This is a genomic window from Aeromonas sp. 603404, from assembly GCF_049171775.1.
Lineage (GTDB): Bacteria > Pseudomonadota > Gammaproteobacteria > Enterobacterales > Aeromonadaceae > Aeromonas > Aeromonas veronii_A.
The window spans coordinates 78,139-96,206 of sequence record NZ_JAAKPE010000013.1 but is presented as its reverse complement, the minus strand read 5'-3'; the positions used below and the strand labels follow the sequence as shown (position 1 = coordinate 96,206).

At 59.0% G+C, this 18,068-nt stretch carries 13 protein-coding genes and 4 tRNA genes; 12 read left to right on the top strand and 5 right to left on the bottom strand.

Annotated features, from left to right (window positions below; genetic code table 11):
- Window positions 1-43: 43 nt before the first annotated feature.
- The 4 genes from trmH to G5306_RS16285 all read left to right on the top strand — a co-directional run bounded on the left by trmH (window position 44) and on the right by G5306_RS16285 (window position 3,379).
- Entirely contained in the window at window positions 44-775 is a 732-nt protein-coding gene (gene trmH / locus G5306_RS16300; RefSeq protein WP_421313173.1) for a tRNA (guanosine(18)-2'-O)-methyltransferase TrmH, read from the top strand.
- Entirely contained in the window at window positions 775-1,434 is a 660-nt protein-coding gene (locus G5306_RS16295) for a CatB-related O-acetyltransferase (RefSeq protein WP_005355745.1), read from the top strand. Before trmH ends, G5306_RS16295 begins: the two co-directional genes overlap by 1 nt.
- Entirely contained in the window at window positions 1,434-2,474 is a 1,041-nt protein-coding gene (locus G5306_RS16290) for an alpha/beta fold hydrolase (RefSeq protein ID WP_421313171.1), read from the top strand. Before G5306_RS16295 ends, G5306_RS16290 begins: the two co-directional genes overlap by 1 nt.
- An 89-nt stretch (window positions 2,475-2,563) precedes the next feature.
- A complete protein-coding gene (locus tag G5306_RS16285) occupies window positions 2,564-3,379 on the top strand; it encodes a Cof-type HAD-IIB family hydrolase (protein ID WP_005339262.1) in 816 nt (271 codons plus the stop codon).
- A gap of 34 nt (window positions 3,380-3,413) precedes the next feature.
- Here G5306_RS16285 and G5306_RS16280 read toward each other — a convergent pair whose 3' ends face one another.
- From G5306_RS16280 to G5306_RS16260, 5 genes are all read right to left on the bottom strand, one after another.
- Entirely contained in the window at window positions 3,414-3,929 is a 516-nt protein-coding gene (locus G5306_RS16280) for a ricin-type beta-trefoil lectin domain protein (RefSeq protein ID WP_421258371.1), read from the bottom strand.
- 179 nt (window positions 3,930-4,108) lie between these two features.
- Window positions 4,109-4,185 (bottom strand) — tRNA-Pro (locus G5306_RS16275).
- 76 nt (window positions 4,186-4,261) lie between these two features.
- A tRNA-Leu gene (locus G5306_RS16270) sits at window positions 4,262-4,347 on the bottom strand.
- 20 nt (window positions 4,348-4,367) lie between these two features.
- Window positions 4,368-4,443 (bottom strand) — tRNA-His (locus G5306_RS16265).
- A gap of 51 nt (window positions 4,444-4,494) precedes the next feature.
- Window positions 4,495-4,571 (bottom strand) — tRNA-Arg (locus tag G5306_RS16260).
- A gap of 232 nt (window positions 4,572-4,803) precedes the next feature.
- Between G5306_RS16260 and G5306_RS16255 the strand changes: the two genes are divergently transcribed.
- From G5306_RS16255 to G5306_RS16220, 8 genes are all read left to right on the top strand, one after another.
- Window positions 4,804-5,400, top strand: a complete 597-nt coding sequence (locus tag G5306_RS16255) for a TetR/AcrR family transcriptional regulator (protein WP_005339267.1) — start codon at window positions 4,804-4,806, stop codon at window positions 5,398-5,400.
- Window positions 5,397-6,530: an efflux RND transporter periplasmic adaptor subunit gene (locus tag G5306_RS16250; protein WP_216952544.1), complete on the top strand. Its 1,134-nt coding sequence runs from the start codon at window positions 5,397-5,399 to the stop codon at window positions 6,528-6,530. Before G5306_RS16255 ends, G5306_RS16250 begins: the two co-directional genes overlap by 4 nt.
- Before the next feature lie 15 nt (window positions 6,531-6,545).
- Entirely contained in the window at window positions 6,546-9,626 is a 3,081-nt protein-coding gene (locus tag G5306_RS16245) for a multidrug efflux RND transporter permease subunit (RefSeq protein WP_216952542.1), read from the top strand.
- Window positions 9,627-9,744: 118 nt separating this feature from the next.
- Complete coding sequence (locus tag G5306_RS16240) at window positions 9,745-11,712, top strand: ATP-binding protein (RefSeq protein ID WP_245148451.1); 1,968 nt, start codon at window positions 9,745-9,747, stop codon at window positions 11,710-11,712.
- A 76-nt stretch (window positions 11,713-11,788) separates the two neighbouring features.
- Window positions 11,789-13,138, top strand: a complete 1,350-nt coding sequence (gorA, locus tag G5306_RS16235; protein WP_421313169.1) for a glutathione-disulfide reductase — start codon at window positions 11,789-11,791, stop codon at window positions 13,136-13,138.
- A 463-nt stretch (window positions 13,139-13,601) separates the two neighbouring features.
- A complete protein-coding gene (kdpA, locus tag G5306_RS16230) occupies window positions 13,602-15,296 on the top strand; it encodes a potassium-transporting ATPase subunit KdpA (RefSeq protein ID WP_213390397.1) in 1,695 nt (564 codons plus the stop codon).
- Window positions 15,297-15,363: 67 nt separating this feature from the next.
- Complete coding sequence (kdpB, locus tag G5306_RS16225; RefSeq protein ID WP_005355771.1) at window positions 15,364-17,421, top strand: potassium-transporting ATPase subunit KdpB; 2,058 nt, start codon at window positions 15,364-15,366, stop codon at window positions 17,419-17,421.
- A gap of 62 nt (window positions 17,422-17,483) precedes the next feature.
- On the top strand, window positions 17,484-18,011 hold the full coding sequence (locus tag G5306_RS16220) for a potassium-transporting ATPase subunit C (RefSeq protein ID WP_201991000.1): 528 nt from the start codon (window positions 17,484-17,486) through the stop codon (window positions 18,009-18,011).
- The last annotated feature ends 57 nt before the right edge of the window (window positions 18,012-18,068 follow it).

Below are 18,068 nucleotides of genomic sequence, written 5' to 3'. Positions count from 1 at the left end.
CACAGGCGGCGCAAGCCGCCTGCTGCTTTTATAGAGACAAGCCATGACCCCCGAACGCTTCAAGCGCATCACCGACATGCTGGCCCAGCGTCAGCTCGATTTGACCGTCTGCATGGAAGAGGTCCATAAACCTCACAATCTGGCCGCCATCGTGCGTACCGCCGATGCCATCGGCATCCACCGGGTACACGCCGTCTGGCCCAAAACCTGGATCCACAAACGCAAAGGCACCGCCCGCGGCAGCCAGAACTGGGTGGATGTAAAACTGCACCCGGATATCGGCACAGCCGTTGCCGAGCTGAAAGCTTCAGGCATGCAGATCCTGGCAACCCACCTCTCCGACAGCTCCGTCGATTTTCGCGCTATCGACTACACCAAACCGACCGCCATTCTGGTGGGTCAGGAGAAGCACGGCATCGGTGAAGAGGCGCTGGCCCTGGCCGATCACCATATCGTCATCCCCATGGTGGGCATGGTGCAGTCCCTCAACGTCTCGGTGGCTGCCGCCGCCATCCTCTACGAGGCACAACGCCAGCGCGAGCTGGCCGGCTGCTATCAACGCGGCTGCCCGCTCACGCTGGAGGAGCAGAACAGCATCCTGTTCGAGGGGGGTTATCCTATCTATGCCCAGCTCTGCAAAGAGAAAGAGATGCCCTACCCCCAGCTCGGCCCGGCCGGTGAAATTCTGGCAGACGAAGAGTGGTGGCAACGGATGCAGCTGACCCGCAAAGGGTGGGCAAAGCAGAGCGAGCAGGACAATCCGCAGGAGGAGTGATGGAGAACCCTTTTGGCAGCTGGCTGGAATCGCAAATCATCCGGGATCACCTGACCAACCCGAACATAGAGGCCGGCGACTACAGCTACTACTCCGGCTACTACCACGGTAAGCCGTTCGAGGATCACTGCGTCCGTTACCTGCTCGGCGATGGCTCGACCCGCGACACCTGGGAGAGCGGCCTCTGGGGCGAGGTGGACCGGCTGATCATCGGCAAGTTCTGCTCCATCGGCTCGGGCGCCACCTTCATGCTGGCGGGCAATCAGGGCCACCGGCTGGATTGGGTCTCCACCTTCCCGTTCAATCCCGACACCTTTGGCGAAGGGGCCCGCAGCGGCTTTCTGCGCAAGGGGGACACCCGGATTGGCAACGATGTCTGGATCGGCTCGGAAGCGATGATCATGCCCGGCATCACCATAGGTGATGGCGCCGTCATCGCCACCCGCGCCGTGGTGACCAAAGATGTGGCCCCTTACACCATAGTCGGCGGCAACCCGGCCCAACCGATCCGCCGTCGCTTCAGCGATGAGCAGATCCTCATGCTGCAAGAGATGCAGTGGTGGGACTGGCCCTTGCCCCGCTTGCAAGCCAGCATGGCGCTACTCTGCTCGGGGGATATCGCCGCCCTTTATCACCATTGGCAACAGGAGTGTGCCTGATGAACCCCCTCTCTCTTTCCCTGTTGGCCCTGACCCTGTTTTCTGCCGGAGCCCTTGCCGTGACCAATACCTATCAGCTCACCAGCGAAGCCGATGTACCCAGCCTCTACCAGCAAACCCTACCCGACTTCTGGCGCCAGCATGCGGTTGAAGGAGAGTTCAAGGGCAAGGACGGGGTGACCATCCGCTATGCCGCGCTGCGGCAGGAGAAGGTTGATCGCGCCATCCTGATCGTCAATGGCCGGGTCGAAAGCTACCTCAAGTATCAGGAGCTGGCGTGGGATCTCTGGCGTCAGGGCTACAGCCTCTATCTCATCGACCATCGTGGTCAGGGGATGTCCGACCGGATGCTGAATGACCCGCAGAAGGGATATGTCGACCAGTTCGACGATTATGTGGTCGATCTCAAGCAGTTTCACGACCAGATCATCATGGCGGACCAGCCTGCCAAGCTGTTCCTGCTGGCCCACTCCATGGGCGGCGCCATCTCGGCCCGCTATCTGGAACGCTGGCCCGATGATATCAAGGCGGCCGTGCTCTCCTCCCCCATGCTGGGCATCAATCTCGGCGGTCTGCCCAAGTGGCTGGCCAAGGGATTGGCGAGCACCATAGGCACGGTCGGCGGCTGGCTTGGCGAGCCTCCCTACGGCCCCGGTCAGGGCGCCTATCAGGATCACGGCTTTGCCGACAACGAGCTGACTCACAGTCAGTCCCGCTATCAGGCGTTTCGCCAAATCTACGAGCAGCACCCGCAGATCAAGCTGGGTGGTGCTACCGCGCACTGGATTTATCAGGGGATCACCGGTGCCGATGCCGCCATCGCCGATGCGGGCGCTATCAAAACCCCGCTGCTGGTGCTGCAGGCTGGCAGCGACAGCGTGGTAGACAATGCCGCGCAGGATCGCTTCTGCACCATTGCCAAGTGTGAAGGGGGCAAACCGCTGCGCATCGAGGGTGCCTGGCACGAGCTGTTTATCGAATCCGACGACAAGCGCCAGCCCGCCCTGACCACGATGGTCGACTTTTTCGCCCGCTTCTGAGCTGGCTATTTTTTGTAACCCTAAATAAATGGGGTGACAGTGCGGGCTAAGGTAAACTGCCCCTGTTTTCAATCGATGCCGAGGTAATGATGTTCAAGGTAGTTGTATCCGATCTCGATGGCACTCTGCTCAACAAGCAGCACCAGATCTCTCCCCGTACCCGGGATACCCTGCACCGCCTGGTAGAACAAGGTGTGAAATTCGTGGTCGCCACCGGCCGTCATCACGTTGACGTACGCAGCTTCCGCGATGCGCTGGGGATGGACATCTACCTCATTACCTCCAATGGCGCCGTGGTCCATGACAAACAGGATCAGCTGATTTTCAACCAGCCGCTGCCGACCGAGATCGCCGCCGAACTGATTGCGCTGGAGCGCGACCCCTCTATCCACCTAAATGTCTATCAGGGTGATGACTGGGTGGTGGAAGAGGAGCTGCCCTGGCTGCTGCAGTTCCACGACGAGTCAGGGTTCACCTACCGTCTGGTCGATGACCTGAAACAGGAACCGAAAGAGCAGATCAACAAGGTGTTCTACATCGGCGACCACGAGAAGCTGCTGAAAATCGAGGCACACCTCAACCAGCGCTATGGCGATCAGCTCAACGTCACTTTCTCCCTGCCGGACTGCCTCGAAGTGATGCACGCCGGGGTGCATAAGGGCAATGCTGTGCGTGCCGTGCTGGAGCAGAACGGGTTCGATATGTCCGAGGCGATCGCCTTCGGGGATGGCATGAACGACTTCGAGATGTTGACCATGGTGGGACGCGGTATCGTGATGGGCAACGCCCATGACCGCCTGAAAATGGCGCTGCCGGAGTATGAGCAGACCCTCACCTCCGACGAAGATGGCGTCGCCGTCTATCTGGAGAAGCTGTTCGAGCTGGAGAGCGTCAGCGCCGCCTGATCCTCTTCATCCCGACATTCGATTCAACAAAGCCTCACCATGTGAGGCTTTGTTTTTTCAGGGTTTCCAGCCAGGGATTGGGCCGCTGCCAGCTGAAGCTCTGGTTTGCGCCACCGTAACATTCGGCCAGCCGCAGCGGCGTGCCGGGGGTATGGCGTCGCCCGGCCACATCGAGGCAGCGGGAGACCTTGCTATTGAACAGCTTGTCTTTCTGCCACTCCCACTGCGCCTGACCGTCACAGGGGGCCAGCATCACTTCGCTGTCGTTTTTAGCTTGCAAACAGAGATCCTGCAGGCGCAACTCACCCAGATCCCACTCGAACAGTTGATCGTCTTTTCCGCTGCAAGGTTGTGCCAACACCTTCTGTCGGGATACTGCGACACAAAAGCCGCCGCTGGTCAGCAAGGGAGAGATCACCCGATCTTCCGACGGTCTCGAAGCGATTGAGTCCATAATTTCATCGGTTGATAGCGGCTTGATGGTACACCCCCCCAGCAGCAAGGCAGCCAGCAGGGCAGGAGAGCAAGCAAAGGAAATTTTGTTATTCATGGAAAAATGCCTGAAATGGGCCGATGACATCCGGTTGTCAGTGACTCGAGGCTGAAGCATAACCGAAAGGCGGGGCGCGCTGCCCAAATAGAGTGTAAACAGACGTAACAGGGAGAGAGTACTGGCACGGCGGAGGCCGGAAAGCAAAAAACCCCGCCGAAGCGAGGTTTTTCTAAATGTGGTCGGTGATAAAGGATTCGAACCTTTGACCCTCTGGTCCCAAACCAGATGCGCTACCGGACTGCGCTAATCACCGAGGCTATTTCTTTCAAAATAGTTTACTTCAAAAAAACAAAGACGACCTGATGGCCATCCTCGTCATGCAGCAAGTATGGTGCGAAGAGAGGGACTCGAACCCTCACACCCGGGGGGCACTAACACCTGAAGCTAGCGCGTCTACCAATTCCGCCACCTTCGCGTACCTGACAAGCTGTAAAATGGGGTGGCTGATGGGGCTCGAACCCACGACAACCGGAATCACAATCCGGGACTCTACCAACTGAGCTACAGCCACCACAGCTGTTTTCGTTCCACAACAACGCCCGTTTAACCGACGCACTTTTGATGGTGCGCCCGACAGGATTCGAACCTGTGACCTCTGCCTCCGGAGGGCAGCGCTCTATCCAGCTGAGCTACGGGCGCTACGCTGTCGAACGGGGCGCATTATTAATGATGGTTGCTGGTTTGTCTACACTTTTCTGTCACCGAAACACTGTTCGTTGCTTTTTCAAGCACATTGCGCACTTTTCTTCCACTATTCCCCTGCTGCCAGCCGAAAAGGGGCAGATCGCTGTCACAAATCACCTTGCTGCCTTGACTTGATTTGATGCCCATCTAGAATGAATGAACGTTCATTCAATCGAAAGTCACACTGATGATTCTGGATAAAAAAGAGAGCATCTTCAACGCGGCCCATGAGGTGCTGGGTGAACGGGGTTTTCATGGTCTGTCGATTGCAGAAGTCGCCAAGAAGGCCAATGTTGCCACCGGCACCATCTATCGCTACTTCGGCGACAAGGATGATCTGATCCGGCAACTGCACCAGCACACTATCTTGCAGTGTGTGCCCATGGTCATGGCCGATGTAGCAATCGATAAAGTTTCATTTCAACAATTTCGCCAATTATGGCTCAATATTCATGCCATTTTTGTTAACGAACCCAACGCTATCCGGTGCAAATTGCAGTACGAGAGCTCTCCGCTAGGGGCAGAATTGGAGACCAATCCTGTCATTCTGGCCGCCTGGGAGCCTCTGGACCGATTTTTTGAACAGGGCGTTGAACAAGGATTGTTTATTGATTTACCGATACGGGCACTCCAGGTGTTGAGTCTGGACAGTGTCATGCATCTGGCCCTGCAGTGCAGGGTGCACAACATCACGCTGACCGAATCGCAGTTGGAAACCGCGATCCGGGCCAGCTGGAATGCCATTTTATCCCCCAATCTTTCCACCTCAGGAGCCTGTTCATGAAAAAGTGGATGGCCATTATGTTGCTGATAGCGATCGCCTTGTTTGGCAGCGTCATCGGCTTCAATTTGTTCAAACAGAAGATGATTGCCCAATACATGGCCAACCGGCCGGAACCCGAGTTCCCCGTCACCGCCATGGTGACCAAGGCGCAGGATTGGGTACCGACCATCGAAGCGATCGGCTTCATCGAGCCGAATCAGGGGGTGACCCTCTCCACCGAACTGGCTGGCACCATTGATGCCATCACCTTTGAGTCGGGCAAACCGGTCAAGGCTGACCAACTGCTGCTGAGCCTGGACTCCACCGTGGAGAAGGCCAATCTGCGCGCCTCCCAGGCCAAGCTGCCAGCGGCAAAAGCCAAATTCGAACGCTTCCAGAACCTCTACAAGACCAGCTCCATCTCCAAAGAGCAGCTGGATGAAGCCGAAGCGGCCTATCGCTCGCTGGAAGCGGATATCGAGAGTCTGAAGGCGACCATTGCCCGTCGTGAAGTGCGCGCGCCCTTTAGCGGCGTGGTCGGCCTGCGCAATGTGTTCCTTGGCCAGTATCTGCAACCAGGCACAGATATCGTGCGCTTGGAAGATACCAGCGTGATGCGTCTGCGCTTCACCGTGCCCCAGACCGATATCTCCAAAATCAAGCTGGGCCAGACCATCAAGATCAATGTGGATGCCTATCCGCAAACCCAGTTTGACGGCCATATCACCGCCATCGAGCCTGCGGTCAACTTCCAGAGCGGCCTGATCCAGGTACAGGCAGACATTCCGAACAACGACGGTCAGCTCCGTTCCGGTATGTTCGCCCGCGCCAGCATCATTCTGCCGACGGTGAAAGATCAGATCGTGATCCCGCAGACCGCTATCTCCTTCACCCTTTACGGTCAGAACGTCTATGTGCTCAAAGAGGGCGAAGAGACCGACAAAGAGGGTAACAAGGTGAAAGTGCTGCGAGCCAAGCAGGTTGTGGTCAAGGCGGGTGAGCGCCGTGGCAACGATGTGCATGTGCTCTCCGGCATCCAGGCCGGTGACCAGATCGTACTGTCGGGTCAGGTTCGCCTGAGCAACGACACCAAGGTGCATGTGGTCGAGAACGATGCCCTGGCCGTTCCGGCACAAACCCCGATGCTGTAAGCGCGGAGATCTGCGATGCGATTTACTGACATATTTATAAAACGGCCTGTGCTGGCGATCTCGCTCAGCTTCCTGATCGCCTTGCTGGGCTTTCAGGCCATCTTCAAGATGCAGGTACGGGAATACCCCGAGGTGACCAACACGGTGATCACCGTCAGCACTGGCTACTATGGCGCCAGTTCTGATCTGATCCAGGGGTTCATCACCCAGCCGCTGGAACAGGCGGTCGCGCAAGCCGACAACATCGACTTCATGACCTCCTCCAGCCAGCTGGGTAGCTCCACCATCACTGCATACATGAAGCTCAATACCGACCCCAACGCCGCGCTGTCCGACATCCTGGCGAAGGTGAACTCGGTGCGCTCTCAGTTGCCGAAAGAGGCGGAAGACCCCTCGGTCACCTCCTCCACCGGTTCAACCACGGCGGTGCTCTACCTCGGCTTTACCAGCCCGGAGCTCAACTCCAGCCAGATCACCGACTATCTGGAGCGGGTTATCAAGCCGCAGCTCTTTACTGTCGGCGGGGTCTCCAAGGTTGACCTCTACGGCGGTGTCGAGTTTGCCCTGCGGGTATGGCTGGATCCGGCCAAGATGGCGGCCTTCAACCTGACTGCCAGCGACGTGATGACGGTGCTCAACAGCAACAACTATCAGTCCGCGACAGGTCAGGCGACCGGTTACTTCACCCTGTTCAATGGCAATGCCGAGACCCAGGTCAAGGATGTCGACGAGCTGAAGCGACTGGTGGTGGCTACCCGCGACGGCAAGGTGATCCGTCTGGCGGACATCGCCAAGGTAACCCTCGAGAAGAGTCACGATGTCTATCGTGCCAGCGCCAATGGTCGCGAAGCCGTGGTCATGGCGGTCAACGCCGCCCCGACAGCCAACCCCATCAACATCGCCCGCGATGTGCTGGCACTGCTGCCGAGCCTTGAGCGCAATATGCCGAGCACCATGCGTCTCAACGTGATGTATGACTCCACCGTGGCGATCAACGAGTCCATCCACGAGGTTATCAAGACCATCCTGGAGGCAGCCGCCATCGTTCTGGTGGTCATCACCCTGTTCCTCGGCTCGTTCCGCGCGGTCATCATCCCGATCATCACCATTCCGCTCAGTCTTATCGGCGTGGTGATGATGATGGATATGTTCGGCTTCTCGATAAACCTGATGACCCTGCTGGCGATGGTGCTGGCGATCGGTCTGGTGGTGGATGACGCCATCGTGGTGCTGGAGAACGTCGACCGCCATATCAAAGAAGGTGAAGAGCCGTTCCGGGCCGCCATTATCGGTACCCGTGAAATTGCGGTGCCGGTTATCGCCATGACGGTCACCCTGGCGGCGGTATACGCACCTATCGCCCTGATGGGGGGTATCACCGGCTCCCTGTTCAAGGAGTTTGCCCTGACCCTGGCAGGTGCCGTGTTCGTCTCGGGCATCATCGCCCTGACCCTGTCACCGATGATGTGTTCCAAGATGCTCAAGGCCAACGAGCAACCGGGCAAATTCGAGAGCACGGTCCACCACCTGCTGGAACGGATGACCGATCGCTACGACAGCATGCTGCACGCCGTGATGAAAAAGCGCCCCGTCATCGTGGTGTTCGCCGTCATCGTGTTCGCCAGCCTGCCGTTGCTGTTCAAGTTCATCCCGAGCGAACTGGCACCGTCAGAGGACAAGGGGGTAATGGCCGTGCTGGGTACCGCACCGTCCAACGCCAACCTGGACTACATCGAAAACACCATGGCGGATGTGAACAAGATCCTGGACGAGCAGCCCGAGATCGCCTTCTCCCAGGTCTTCTCAGGGGTGTTCAACGCCAACCAGGCGTTCGGTATCGCCTCCATGGTGCCCTGGAGCCAACGTGAAGCGAGCCAGAAAGAGGTGCTGGATCGGGTCGCCAATCTGGTGAAAGACATCCCGGGTATGGCCATCACCACCTTCCAGTTCCCGGAACTGCCGGGAGCATCGAGTGGTCTGCCGATCCAGTTCGTCATCACCACCCCGAACAGCTTCGAAAGCCTGTTCCTGGTGGCCGGTGAAATTCTGGCCGCGGCGCAGAGTAACGGTCAGTTCGTCTATTCGGATCTCGATCTGAACTACGACTCCGCCACCATGAAGATCCGCATCGACAAGGACAAGGCGGGTGCCTACGGCATCACCATGCAGGATATCGGTATCACCATGGGCACCATGATGGCGGACGGTTACGTCAACCGTATCGACCTGGATGGCCGCTCCTACGAGGTGATCCCGCAGGTCGAGCGCAAATACCGTCTCAATCCGGAGTCCATCAAGGGCTACTACGTGCGGGCCGCAGATGGCAAGTCGATCCCGCTCGGCAGCCTGATCACCATTGAAGTGGTTGGCGAGCCCCGCGCCCTGCCCCACTTCAACCAGCTGAACTCCGCCACTATCGGTGCCGTTCCGGCTCCGGGTGTGGCCATGGGTGATGCGATCAACTGGTTCCAGACCACCGCCGACGAGAAGCTGCCGCAAGGCTATCGTTACGACTTCATGGGTGAAGCCCGTCAGTTCGTCACCGAAGGCAATGCGCTCTATGCCACCTTCGCGCTGGCACTGGCGATCATCTTCCTGGTGCTGGCGATCCAGTTCGAGTCGGTGCGTGACCCGCTGGTCATCATGGTCTCTGTACCGCTCGCCATCAGCGGGGCCTTGATTGCCTTGGCTTGGGGACTGGCGACCATGAACATCTACTCCCAGGTGGGCCTCATCACCCTGGTGGGTCTGATTACCAAGCACGGCATCCTGATCTGTGAAGTAGCGAAGGAAGAGCAGCTGCTGCGCGGCATGAACCGGATGGAAGCCGTGATGCAAGCCGCCAAGGTGCGTCTGCGTCCGATCCTGATGACCACCGCCGCCATGATTGCCGGTCTGATCCCGCTGCTCTACGCCGCAGGCGCCGGTGCAGCACAACGATTCAGCATCGGTATCGTCATCGTGGCAGGCCTTGCCATCGGTACCCTGTTCACCCTGTTCGTACTGCCGGTGATCTACACCTATCTGGCTTCCGAGCACAAACCCTTGCCGGTATTCGATGAAACCATTCCGCCCAAGGCAAACGGCGGACACTGATCATCAATCACTTGCCAAGGCCCCGATACGGGGCCTTTTTTATGGTTCGCAGGAAAGACGACATAAGTCCATGAAGCAGTTAAACTAAAAAACACAACATCCAGACCGCAAGGACGCCATGTCAGGACTCATCTCCAAGACCGCCGAGGCCGTAGGCCGCAACGGACTCTCATACCGCCTGCTCTCCTATATTCTGGTGTGTAGTACTGTATTGGCGATGATCATTACGGTGCTGCAACTCGCCTGGGATTACCGCAAGGATGTCGCCGTCATCGAAGACAGCATCGGCCAGATCGAAGCCTCCTTTTTGCAACCTATTGCCGCCAGCTTGTGGAACCTCGATGAGGAGCAGGTCAAAGTGCAGATCGAAGGGATCATGAACCTGCCCAACATGCAGTTTGTGATGGTCAAGGAGATGCTCGGCAACTCCGAAGTGCCACTGTTGACCCAGGGAGTAGAACGGGAAAGCTATGACATCTCCCAGGAGTTCAATCTCACCTATCAGGGGGAAATTGTCGGCAAGCTGTTTGTCGCCGCGTCGCTGGAGCAGATTTACCAGCGTCTGATTGAGAAGTCAGTGCTGATCATGGTCAGCCAGACCATCAAGACCCTGGTGGTCTCATTTTGTATCCTGATCATCATTTACTATCTGGTGGTCAGGCACATCAACCGCATCGCCAACTACGCCCAGAAGTTCAACCTCGATCGGCTCGACATGGCGCTGGAGCTGGAAGGCCGCCCGCAGCCGCGCAAGAAACCCGACGAACTGGATACCCTGGTATCCACCCTCAACCAGATGCGCACCCGGCTACGTGACGAGCTGGTCGCTCGTCATCAGGCGGTGGAACAGCTGCAACAGGAGCGGGATTTCTCCGCCACCCTGATCAACTCCGCCAACATGGTCATCTGCTGCATGGAACCAGACTTGACCATCGCAAGCATCAACCCGGCAGCCATACTGCTGACCGGCTACCACCAGCAGGAGCTGTTGCAACACAACTGGCTGGATCTCTTTGTCAGCCCGGCGCAACGGGAAGAGCTGAACGATATTCTGGCGGCGGAAGGTTCACTGGCGGACAAAGAGGTCATCATGCATGACCAGCAGGCCCACGAGCTGGTGCTGCAGTGGACCTTCGTACCCTTCTATGAAGGGCCGAACCTCAAGTACCAGATCGGCTTCGGCTACGACATCACCCAGCTGAAAAAGGTCGAGCGGGAGATAATCCAGCTCAACGAGCAGCTGGAAGGAAAAGTGGTGGAGCGTACCCGCAGCCTGAGCGAAGCCAACAACCAGCTGGGCAAGGCGTACGACGACCTGAAACAAGCCCAGCAAACCCTGGTGGAGTCGGAGAAGATGGCCTCCCTCGGCTCGCTGGTGGCCGGGGTGGCACACGAGATCAATACCCCAATCGGCATCAGTGTGACCGCCTCCTCCTACCTGCAGGAACGGGTTGCCGATTTCAAATCTCATATAGAGTCAAAACAGCTGTCGCGTTCCTATCTCAACGAGTTCACCGTCAACCTCGACGAGTCGATGCAGCTGCTGCAGAGCAACCTGCGGCGCGCCTCCGAGCTGATTGCCAGCTTCAAGCAGGTGGCGGTCGACCAGTCATCGGAAGCACGCTACAACTTCAGCCTCGCCGACAACCTCCATCAGGTGGTGGTCTCGCTTGGCCACAAACTGAAGAAGAGCCAGTGCGAAGTGGATATCCAGTGCGATCCCAAGCTGTCTATATTCTCCTTCCCGGGCAGTTTTACCCAGATCTACTCGAACCTGATCCTCAACTCCATCAACCACGGGTTCGACAACTGGGACAAACCGAAGAAGATCACCATCAAGGTGGAACAGCAGGGAGAGGAGCTGTTTATCGACTATTCGGACAATGGCCGCGGCATCCCGCCCGAAATCTTGCCGCGCATCTTCGATCCCTTCGTCACCTCCAAGCGGGGTCAGGGTGGCAGCGGTCTGGGCACCCACATCATCTACAACCTGGTGGTGCAACTGCTGAAAGGCCGTATCAGCTGTGCCAGCGAACCGGGCCAGGGCGCCCAGTTCCATATTCGCCTGCCGATCCAACATAACTGAGTGCTGGCTCTTGTGAGCCAGCCGCTTTATCCCCATCATGCTGTGATTGCATTCTTAATGAGCGGAGAACCTCGCAATGGCACAGCATTTTGACTATATCGCCATCGGCGGCGGCAGCGGCGGTATTGCTTCTGCCAACCGGGCTGCCATGTACGGTAAGAAAGTTGCCCTGATTGAAGCCAAAGAGTTGGGTGGAACCTGCGTCAACGTAGGCTGCGTACCGAAGAAGGCTATGTGGTATGCAGGCCAGATCGCCGATGCCCTGAAATATGGCGCCGACTACGGCTTTGACACCACCCTCAACCACTTCAACTGGGCCAAGCTGGTCGAGTCCCGCCAGGCCTACATCGGCCGCATTCACCAGTCCTATCAGAACGTGCTGGGCAAGAACCAGATCACCGTCATCAAGGGCTTCGCCCGCTTCGTCAGCAGCAACACCATCGAGGTCAATGGCGAGCACTACACGGCCGCTCACATTCTGATCGCTACCGGTGGCCGCCCGGAAATTCCGGCTATCCCGGGTGCCGAGCTGGGTATCGACTCCGACGGTTTCTTCGAATTGCAGGCACAACCGAAGCGGGTTGCCGTAGTGGGTGCTGGCTACATCGCAGTCGAGATCGCCGGGGTGATGCAGGCGCTCGGCTCAGAGACCCATCTGGTGGTGCGCAAGCACGCGCCGCTGCGCAACTTCGACCCCATGATCCACGAGACTCTGGTCGAAATCATGGCGCAGGAAGGGCCCAAGCTGCACACCCACGCCATTCCCAAAGCCGTGCTCAAGAACGCTGACAACAGCCTTACCCTGCAACTGGAAGATGGTCGCCACCTCACCGTCGACTGCCTGATCTGGGCCATCGGCCGAGTACCGGCTACCGACAACCTCAATCTGGCCGCCGCAGGCATCGCGCTGGACGAGAAGGGCTTTATCCCGACCGACAAGTTCCAGAACACTTCCGTCGCCAACATCTATGCAGTGGGTGACAACACGGGTCGCATCCAGCTCACCCCGGTGGCCGTCGCTGCGGGCCGTCGCCTCTCCGAGCGGCTGTTCAACAACAAGCCGAACGAACACCTCAACTACGATCTGGTGCCGACCGTGGTGTTCAGTCACCCGCCCATCGGCACCATAGGCATGACCGAACCGGAAGCCATCGCCGAATACGGCGAGGACCAGGTGAAGGTCTACCGCAGCCAGTTCACCGCCATGTACTCTGCACTGACCCAGCATCGCCAGCCCACCCGGATGAAGCTGGTCTGTGTCGGCCCGGAAGAGAAGGTGGTCGGTCTGCACGGTATCGGCTTTGCGATGGACGAGATCCTGCAAGGCTTCGGCGTCGCCATGAAGATGGGTGCCACCAAGGCGGACTTCGACAACTGCGTGGCTATCCATCCGACCAGCGCTGAAGAGTTCGTGACAATGCGATAGGTACGTTTGAAGTTGGCCTGTCACGAGCAGCCTGCTTCTACAGCCATGTAACCCCTTCCCCCAAACCCGGCTCAGGCCGGGTTTTTTGATCCCTCCTCGCTATTTCTCTCGCAAATCCGTCGTTCTTTACGCCGATTTTACGCCTGCCACATGGCGCTTTATGGCGCCTTTACGCCTGTTTTACATACCCTTTCCAGCGTCAATGACACCAACAGAGTCGATATGGTCTTACATCGGCTCTCGCAGCTAATTATCTCAATGGAGTCGATATGAATTGGCTATATCTGCTGCTCGTCCTCGCCTTGATGGCCTATCTGATGCGCGCACTCACGCGCAGTCACGAGTGAGGGACTACCTATATGCAGCAAGAAATTATCTACCCGGTGGCCAGCAAACTGCCGAGCCTCGTGAGCAATCCAATGCGTGCCCTGACGCACCGTGACCACGAGTGAGGAACTAGAACATGTGGCAAGAAATAATCTATCCGGTGGCCTTCGTGCTGCTGGTTCTGCTGCCGGCACCGCTGCTGGGCAACTACATCTACCGGGTATTTGAAGGCAAAATCCGCTGGTTGGCACCGGTCGAGCGCGCCACACTGGCTTGCTGTGGCACCGATGGGCGGGAGCAGGACTGGAAGTCCTACGCCCTCAGCCTGCTGGCCTTCAACGGCGCCGGTTTCGGTCTGCTGTTCCTGATCCTGATGGCGCAGGGGTTGCTGCCCCTCAACCCGCAACAACTGCCGGGTCTGAGCTGGCAACTCGCCTTCAACACCGCAGTCAGCTTTATGACCAACACCAACTGGCAAGCCTATTCCGGTGAGGCCAGCCTCTCCTACTTCAGCCAGATGGTGGGCCTGACCACCCAGAACTTCGTCTCCGCAGGGACGGGCGCAGCCGTCGCCATTGCCCTGTTCCGCGGTATCGCCCGTCAGCAGACCATCAACCTTGGCAACTTCTGGCAGGATCTGGTGCGCTTCTGCCTCTATGTGCTGCTGCCCATCGCGCTGATCATGGCGCTGGTGCTGGTATGGCAAGGGGTGCCGCAAAGCCTCTCCGCATATCTGCCGTTCCACGGTGTGGAGGGTCAGGAGCAGCTGCTGCCCCTCGGCCCGGCGGCCTCTCAGATCGCCATCAAGCAGCTGGGCTCCAACGGCGGCGGCTTCTTCGGCATCAACTCGGCACATCCGTTCGAGAACCCGACCGCCCTCTCCAACTGGCTGGAGATGGTCGCCCTGCTTACCATCGCCGCCGCCATGGTCTTTACTCTAGGCCGCTATGTGAAAGACATGGCCCACAGCCGCGCCATTCTCGGCGCCATGACCCTCATGCTGGTGCTGGGGCTCTTCGTCTCCCTCTCCCAGGAGCTGAAACCGGATCACGCCCTCGCCCAGCTCACCACTGACGCCAGCAACATGACTGGCAACTGGGAAGGCAAGGAGAGCCGCTTCGGCCCTGTGCTCTCCAGCATCTGGGAAGTGGCGACTACTGCCGCCTCCAACGGTGCCGTCAATGCCATGCACGACAGCTTTACTCCGCTCGGTGGCATGGTGGGCATGATCAATATGCTGCTGGGCGAGGTTATCTTCGGCGGCGTCGGCTCCGGTATTTACGGCATGATGCTGTTCGTGTTGCTGACCGTGTTCCTGTGCGGCCTGATGGTGGGACGTACCCCGACCTATCTGGGCAAACGGCTCGGTATCACCGAGATGAAGTGGGTGGTCGCCAGCATGCTGGTAATGCCGGTCGGTGTTTTGGTGATCGGTGGTGTCACCCTGCTGATGCCGGATGCCAGCACCATCATCGGCCATGATGGCCCGCACGGTCTGTCACGCCTCATCTATGCCTACGCCTCGGCTGCCGGCAACAACGGCTCCGCCTTCGCCGGTTTTGCCGCCGGTGACAACTGGCAGTGCATCGCCATCGGTCTGGCCATGCTGCTCGGTCGCTTCGGCTACATCATTCCGGTACTGGCCATTGCCGGTCAGCTGGCCCGCGCGCCCCGTCAGGAGACGAGCGAAGGGGACTTCCCCATCAGCGGCCCGCTGTTCGTTACCCTGCTGATCATCACCGTCCTGCTGATAGGTGGCCTATCCTTCCTGCCGGTACTGGCACTGGGCCCAGTGGCCGAACATCTGAGTCTGATCGGAGGTGCATTCTGATGAACCTGACCCTGTCGATCACCATCCGGATGCCAATGGCCAACTATCTGATGCTGGGAGCTTTCCAATGAGCAAGTCCACTGCAATGAGCACCGACACCATGTTGGTGAAGGGCAAAAAACAGAAATCACAAATCATCCAGGCAATGGTTGAGGCCCTCTATCGCTTCAATCCCAAGGCGCTGTTTGGCAGCCCTATCCTGTTTACCCTCTGGCTGGCCGCAGTCATGGCGACCGTGGAGTCCCTGCTGGGGCAGCCTTTCTCCGGCGTCGCCCCCTCGCTGGCCTGGCAGCTGACCGCCTGGCTCTGGCTTACTCTCTGGTTTGCCAACTTCGCGGAAACCCTGGCCGAGGGGCGCGGCAAGGCTCGCGCCGACAGCCTGAAAGCGGGCATGAGCCAGCTCAAGGCCCGTCGTGTGGCGAATGCCAAAGATGGTCAGGGCGAGTGGGTACCCGCCACCAGCCTGATGAAGGGGGATCTGGTGCTGGTACGCAGCGGCGAGATGATCCCGGCCGACGGCGAGGTGATCGCCGGCATCGCCTCGGTCAACGAGGCCGCCATCACAGGCGAATCCGCCCCCGTCATTCGCGAGTCGGGTACCGATCGCAGCGGTGTAACCGGCAATACCACCGTCGTTTCAGACGAGATCTGGGTGCGCGTCAGCAACAATCCGGGCGAAAGCACGCTGGATCGGATGATCGCACTGGTGGAAGGGGCCAAGCGCCAGAAGACCCCCAACGAGATGGCGCTCGACGCCCTGCTGGTGGGCCTGACCCTGATCTTCCTGTTGGTGGTCGCCACCCTGCCCTGGTTCCTCGACTACAACGGCACCCAGGTCCCGCGCCTCTACCTGATTGCCCTCTTTATCACCCTGATCCCGACCACCATTGGTGGCCTGCTCTCCGCCATCGGTATTGCCGGTATGGATCGATTGGTGAAACTGAACGTCATAGCCAAGTCTGGCCGTGCCGTCGAAGCGGCCGGTGACGTGCGCACCCTGCTGCTGGACAAGACCGGCACCATCACCTTCGGTAACCGGATGGCCGACGAGTTGATCCCGGCACCGGGTGTCGACCCTGCCCTGCTGGCACAAGCGGCCATGCTGGCCTCGCTGGGTGACAACACCCCGGAGGGCAAATCCATCTTGACTCTGGCCAGCAAGAGCATGGCCAAGCCGAGTCAGCTGGAGAGCGACAAGGTGATCCCCTTCAGCGCCGAAACCCGGCTGAGCGGACTGGATCGCAACGGTCATCAATATCGCAAGGGGGCGGTAGATGCCGTGCTGAACTACCTCAGCCTCGACCGCAAGGCGGTACCTGAGCTGGTGCTCAAGTCAGTCGACAGCATCGCCCGTCAGGGTGGGACTCCGCTGCTGGTCTGCACTCAGGAGAAACTGCTGGGGGTGGTCTACCTCAAGGACATCATCAAGCCCGGAATCAAAGCCCGCTTCCAGATCCTGCGCCATATGGGGATCCGTACCGTGATGATCACCGGCGACAACCCGAAAACCGCCGCCGCCATCGCCGCCGAAGCCGGGGTGGATGACTTCATCGCCGAAGCAACGCCGGAGAAAAAGCTCGCCTATATCCGGCAGGAGCAGGCCGATGGCCGTCTGGTTGCCATGTGCGGCGACGGTGCCAACGACGCGCCCGCGCTGGCACAGGCTGACGTGGGGCTGGCCATGAACGAGGGTACCCAGGCCGCCAAGGAGGCGGGCAATCTGGTGGATCTCGACTCCAACCCCACCAAGCTGCTGGATGTGGTGCTGGTCGGCAAACAGCTGCTGGTGACCCGTGGCGCCCTGACCACCTTCTCCATCGCCAACGACGTGGCCAAGTACTTTGCCATCCTGCCAGCCCTGTTCATCGCCGCCTACCCGCAACTGGGGGCACTGAACCTGATGCAGCTGGGCAGCCCGCAGAGCGCCATCCTGTCGGCCATCATCTTCAACGCCCTGATCATTGTGGCGCTGGTGCCGCTGGCACTGCGTGGTGTCGACCTGAAAGGCTCGGCCGCCAGCCTGCTGCGCCGCAACCTGCTGATCTACGGTGTCGGCGGCCTGCTGGTGCCGTTTATCGGCATCAAGCTGATCGATCTGGTCATTACCGGCCTGGGTCTGGTGTAACGACATAACCGGGATGCGGGTCAGACCCGCATCCCCAACCATCCTTTTGGAGCAAGAGAATCATGATAGCAATCAGAACCCTGTTGACCCTGACCCTGCTGCTGGGCGTGGGTTATCCGCTGGCGGTGACCGGGCTGGCCCAACTGCTGTTCCCCTGGCAGGCCAACGGCAGCCAGCTGACCGACAGCAAGCAGCAACTGATCGGCAGCGCCCTGCTGGGGCAGAAATTCGAGCGGGCTGACTACTTCCATCCCCGTCCCTCCGCCAGCGATTTCAACACCATAGGCGGCAGCGCCAGCAATCTGGGGATGAGCTCACCGCTGCGGGCAGAGTTTGCTGAACAGGCCGCCAAGGCACAGCCGGGAACCAGCTCCCCCGCCATGCTGACCCGCTCCGCCTCCGGCCTCGATCCCCACCTGCCGCTGGATGCGGTACTGGCTCAGGTCGACCGCGTCGCCAAAGAACGTGGACTGGATCCCGCCCAACTGACGGAGCAGGTCAAGTCGGCCACACAAGCTGGTATCCTTGGCCCGCAGGTGGTCAACATTCTCCAGCTGAATCTGCAACTGGATCATCAAAAGGGCGCCTGATGGTGCCCATTCCGGTTTGGTGATGACCTCGATTTTCGCAACGGGCGGTTGGCTCGA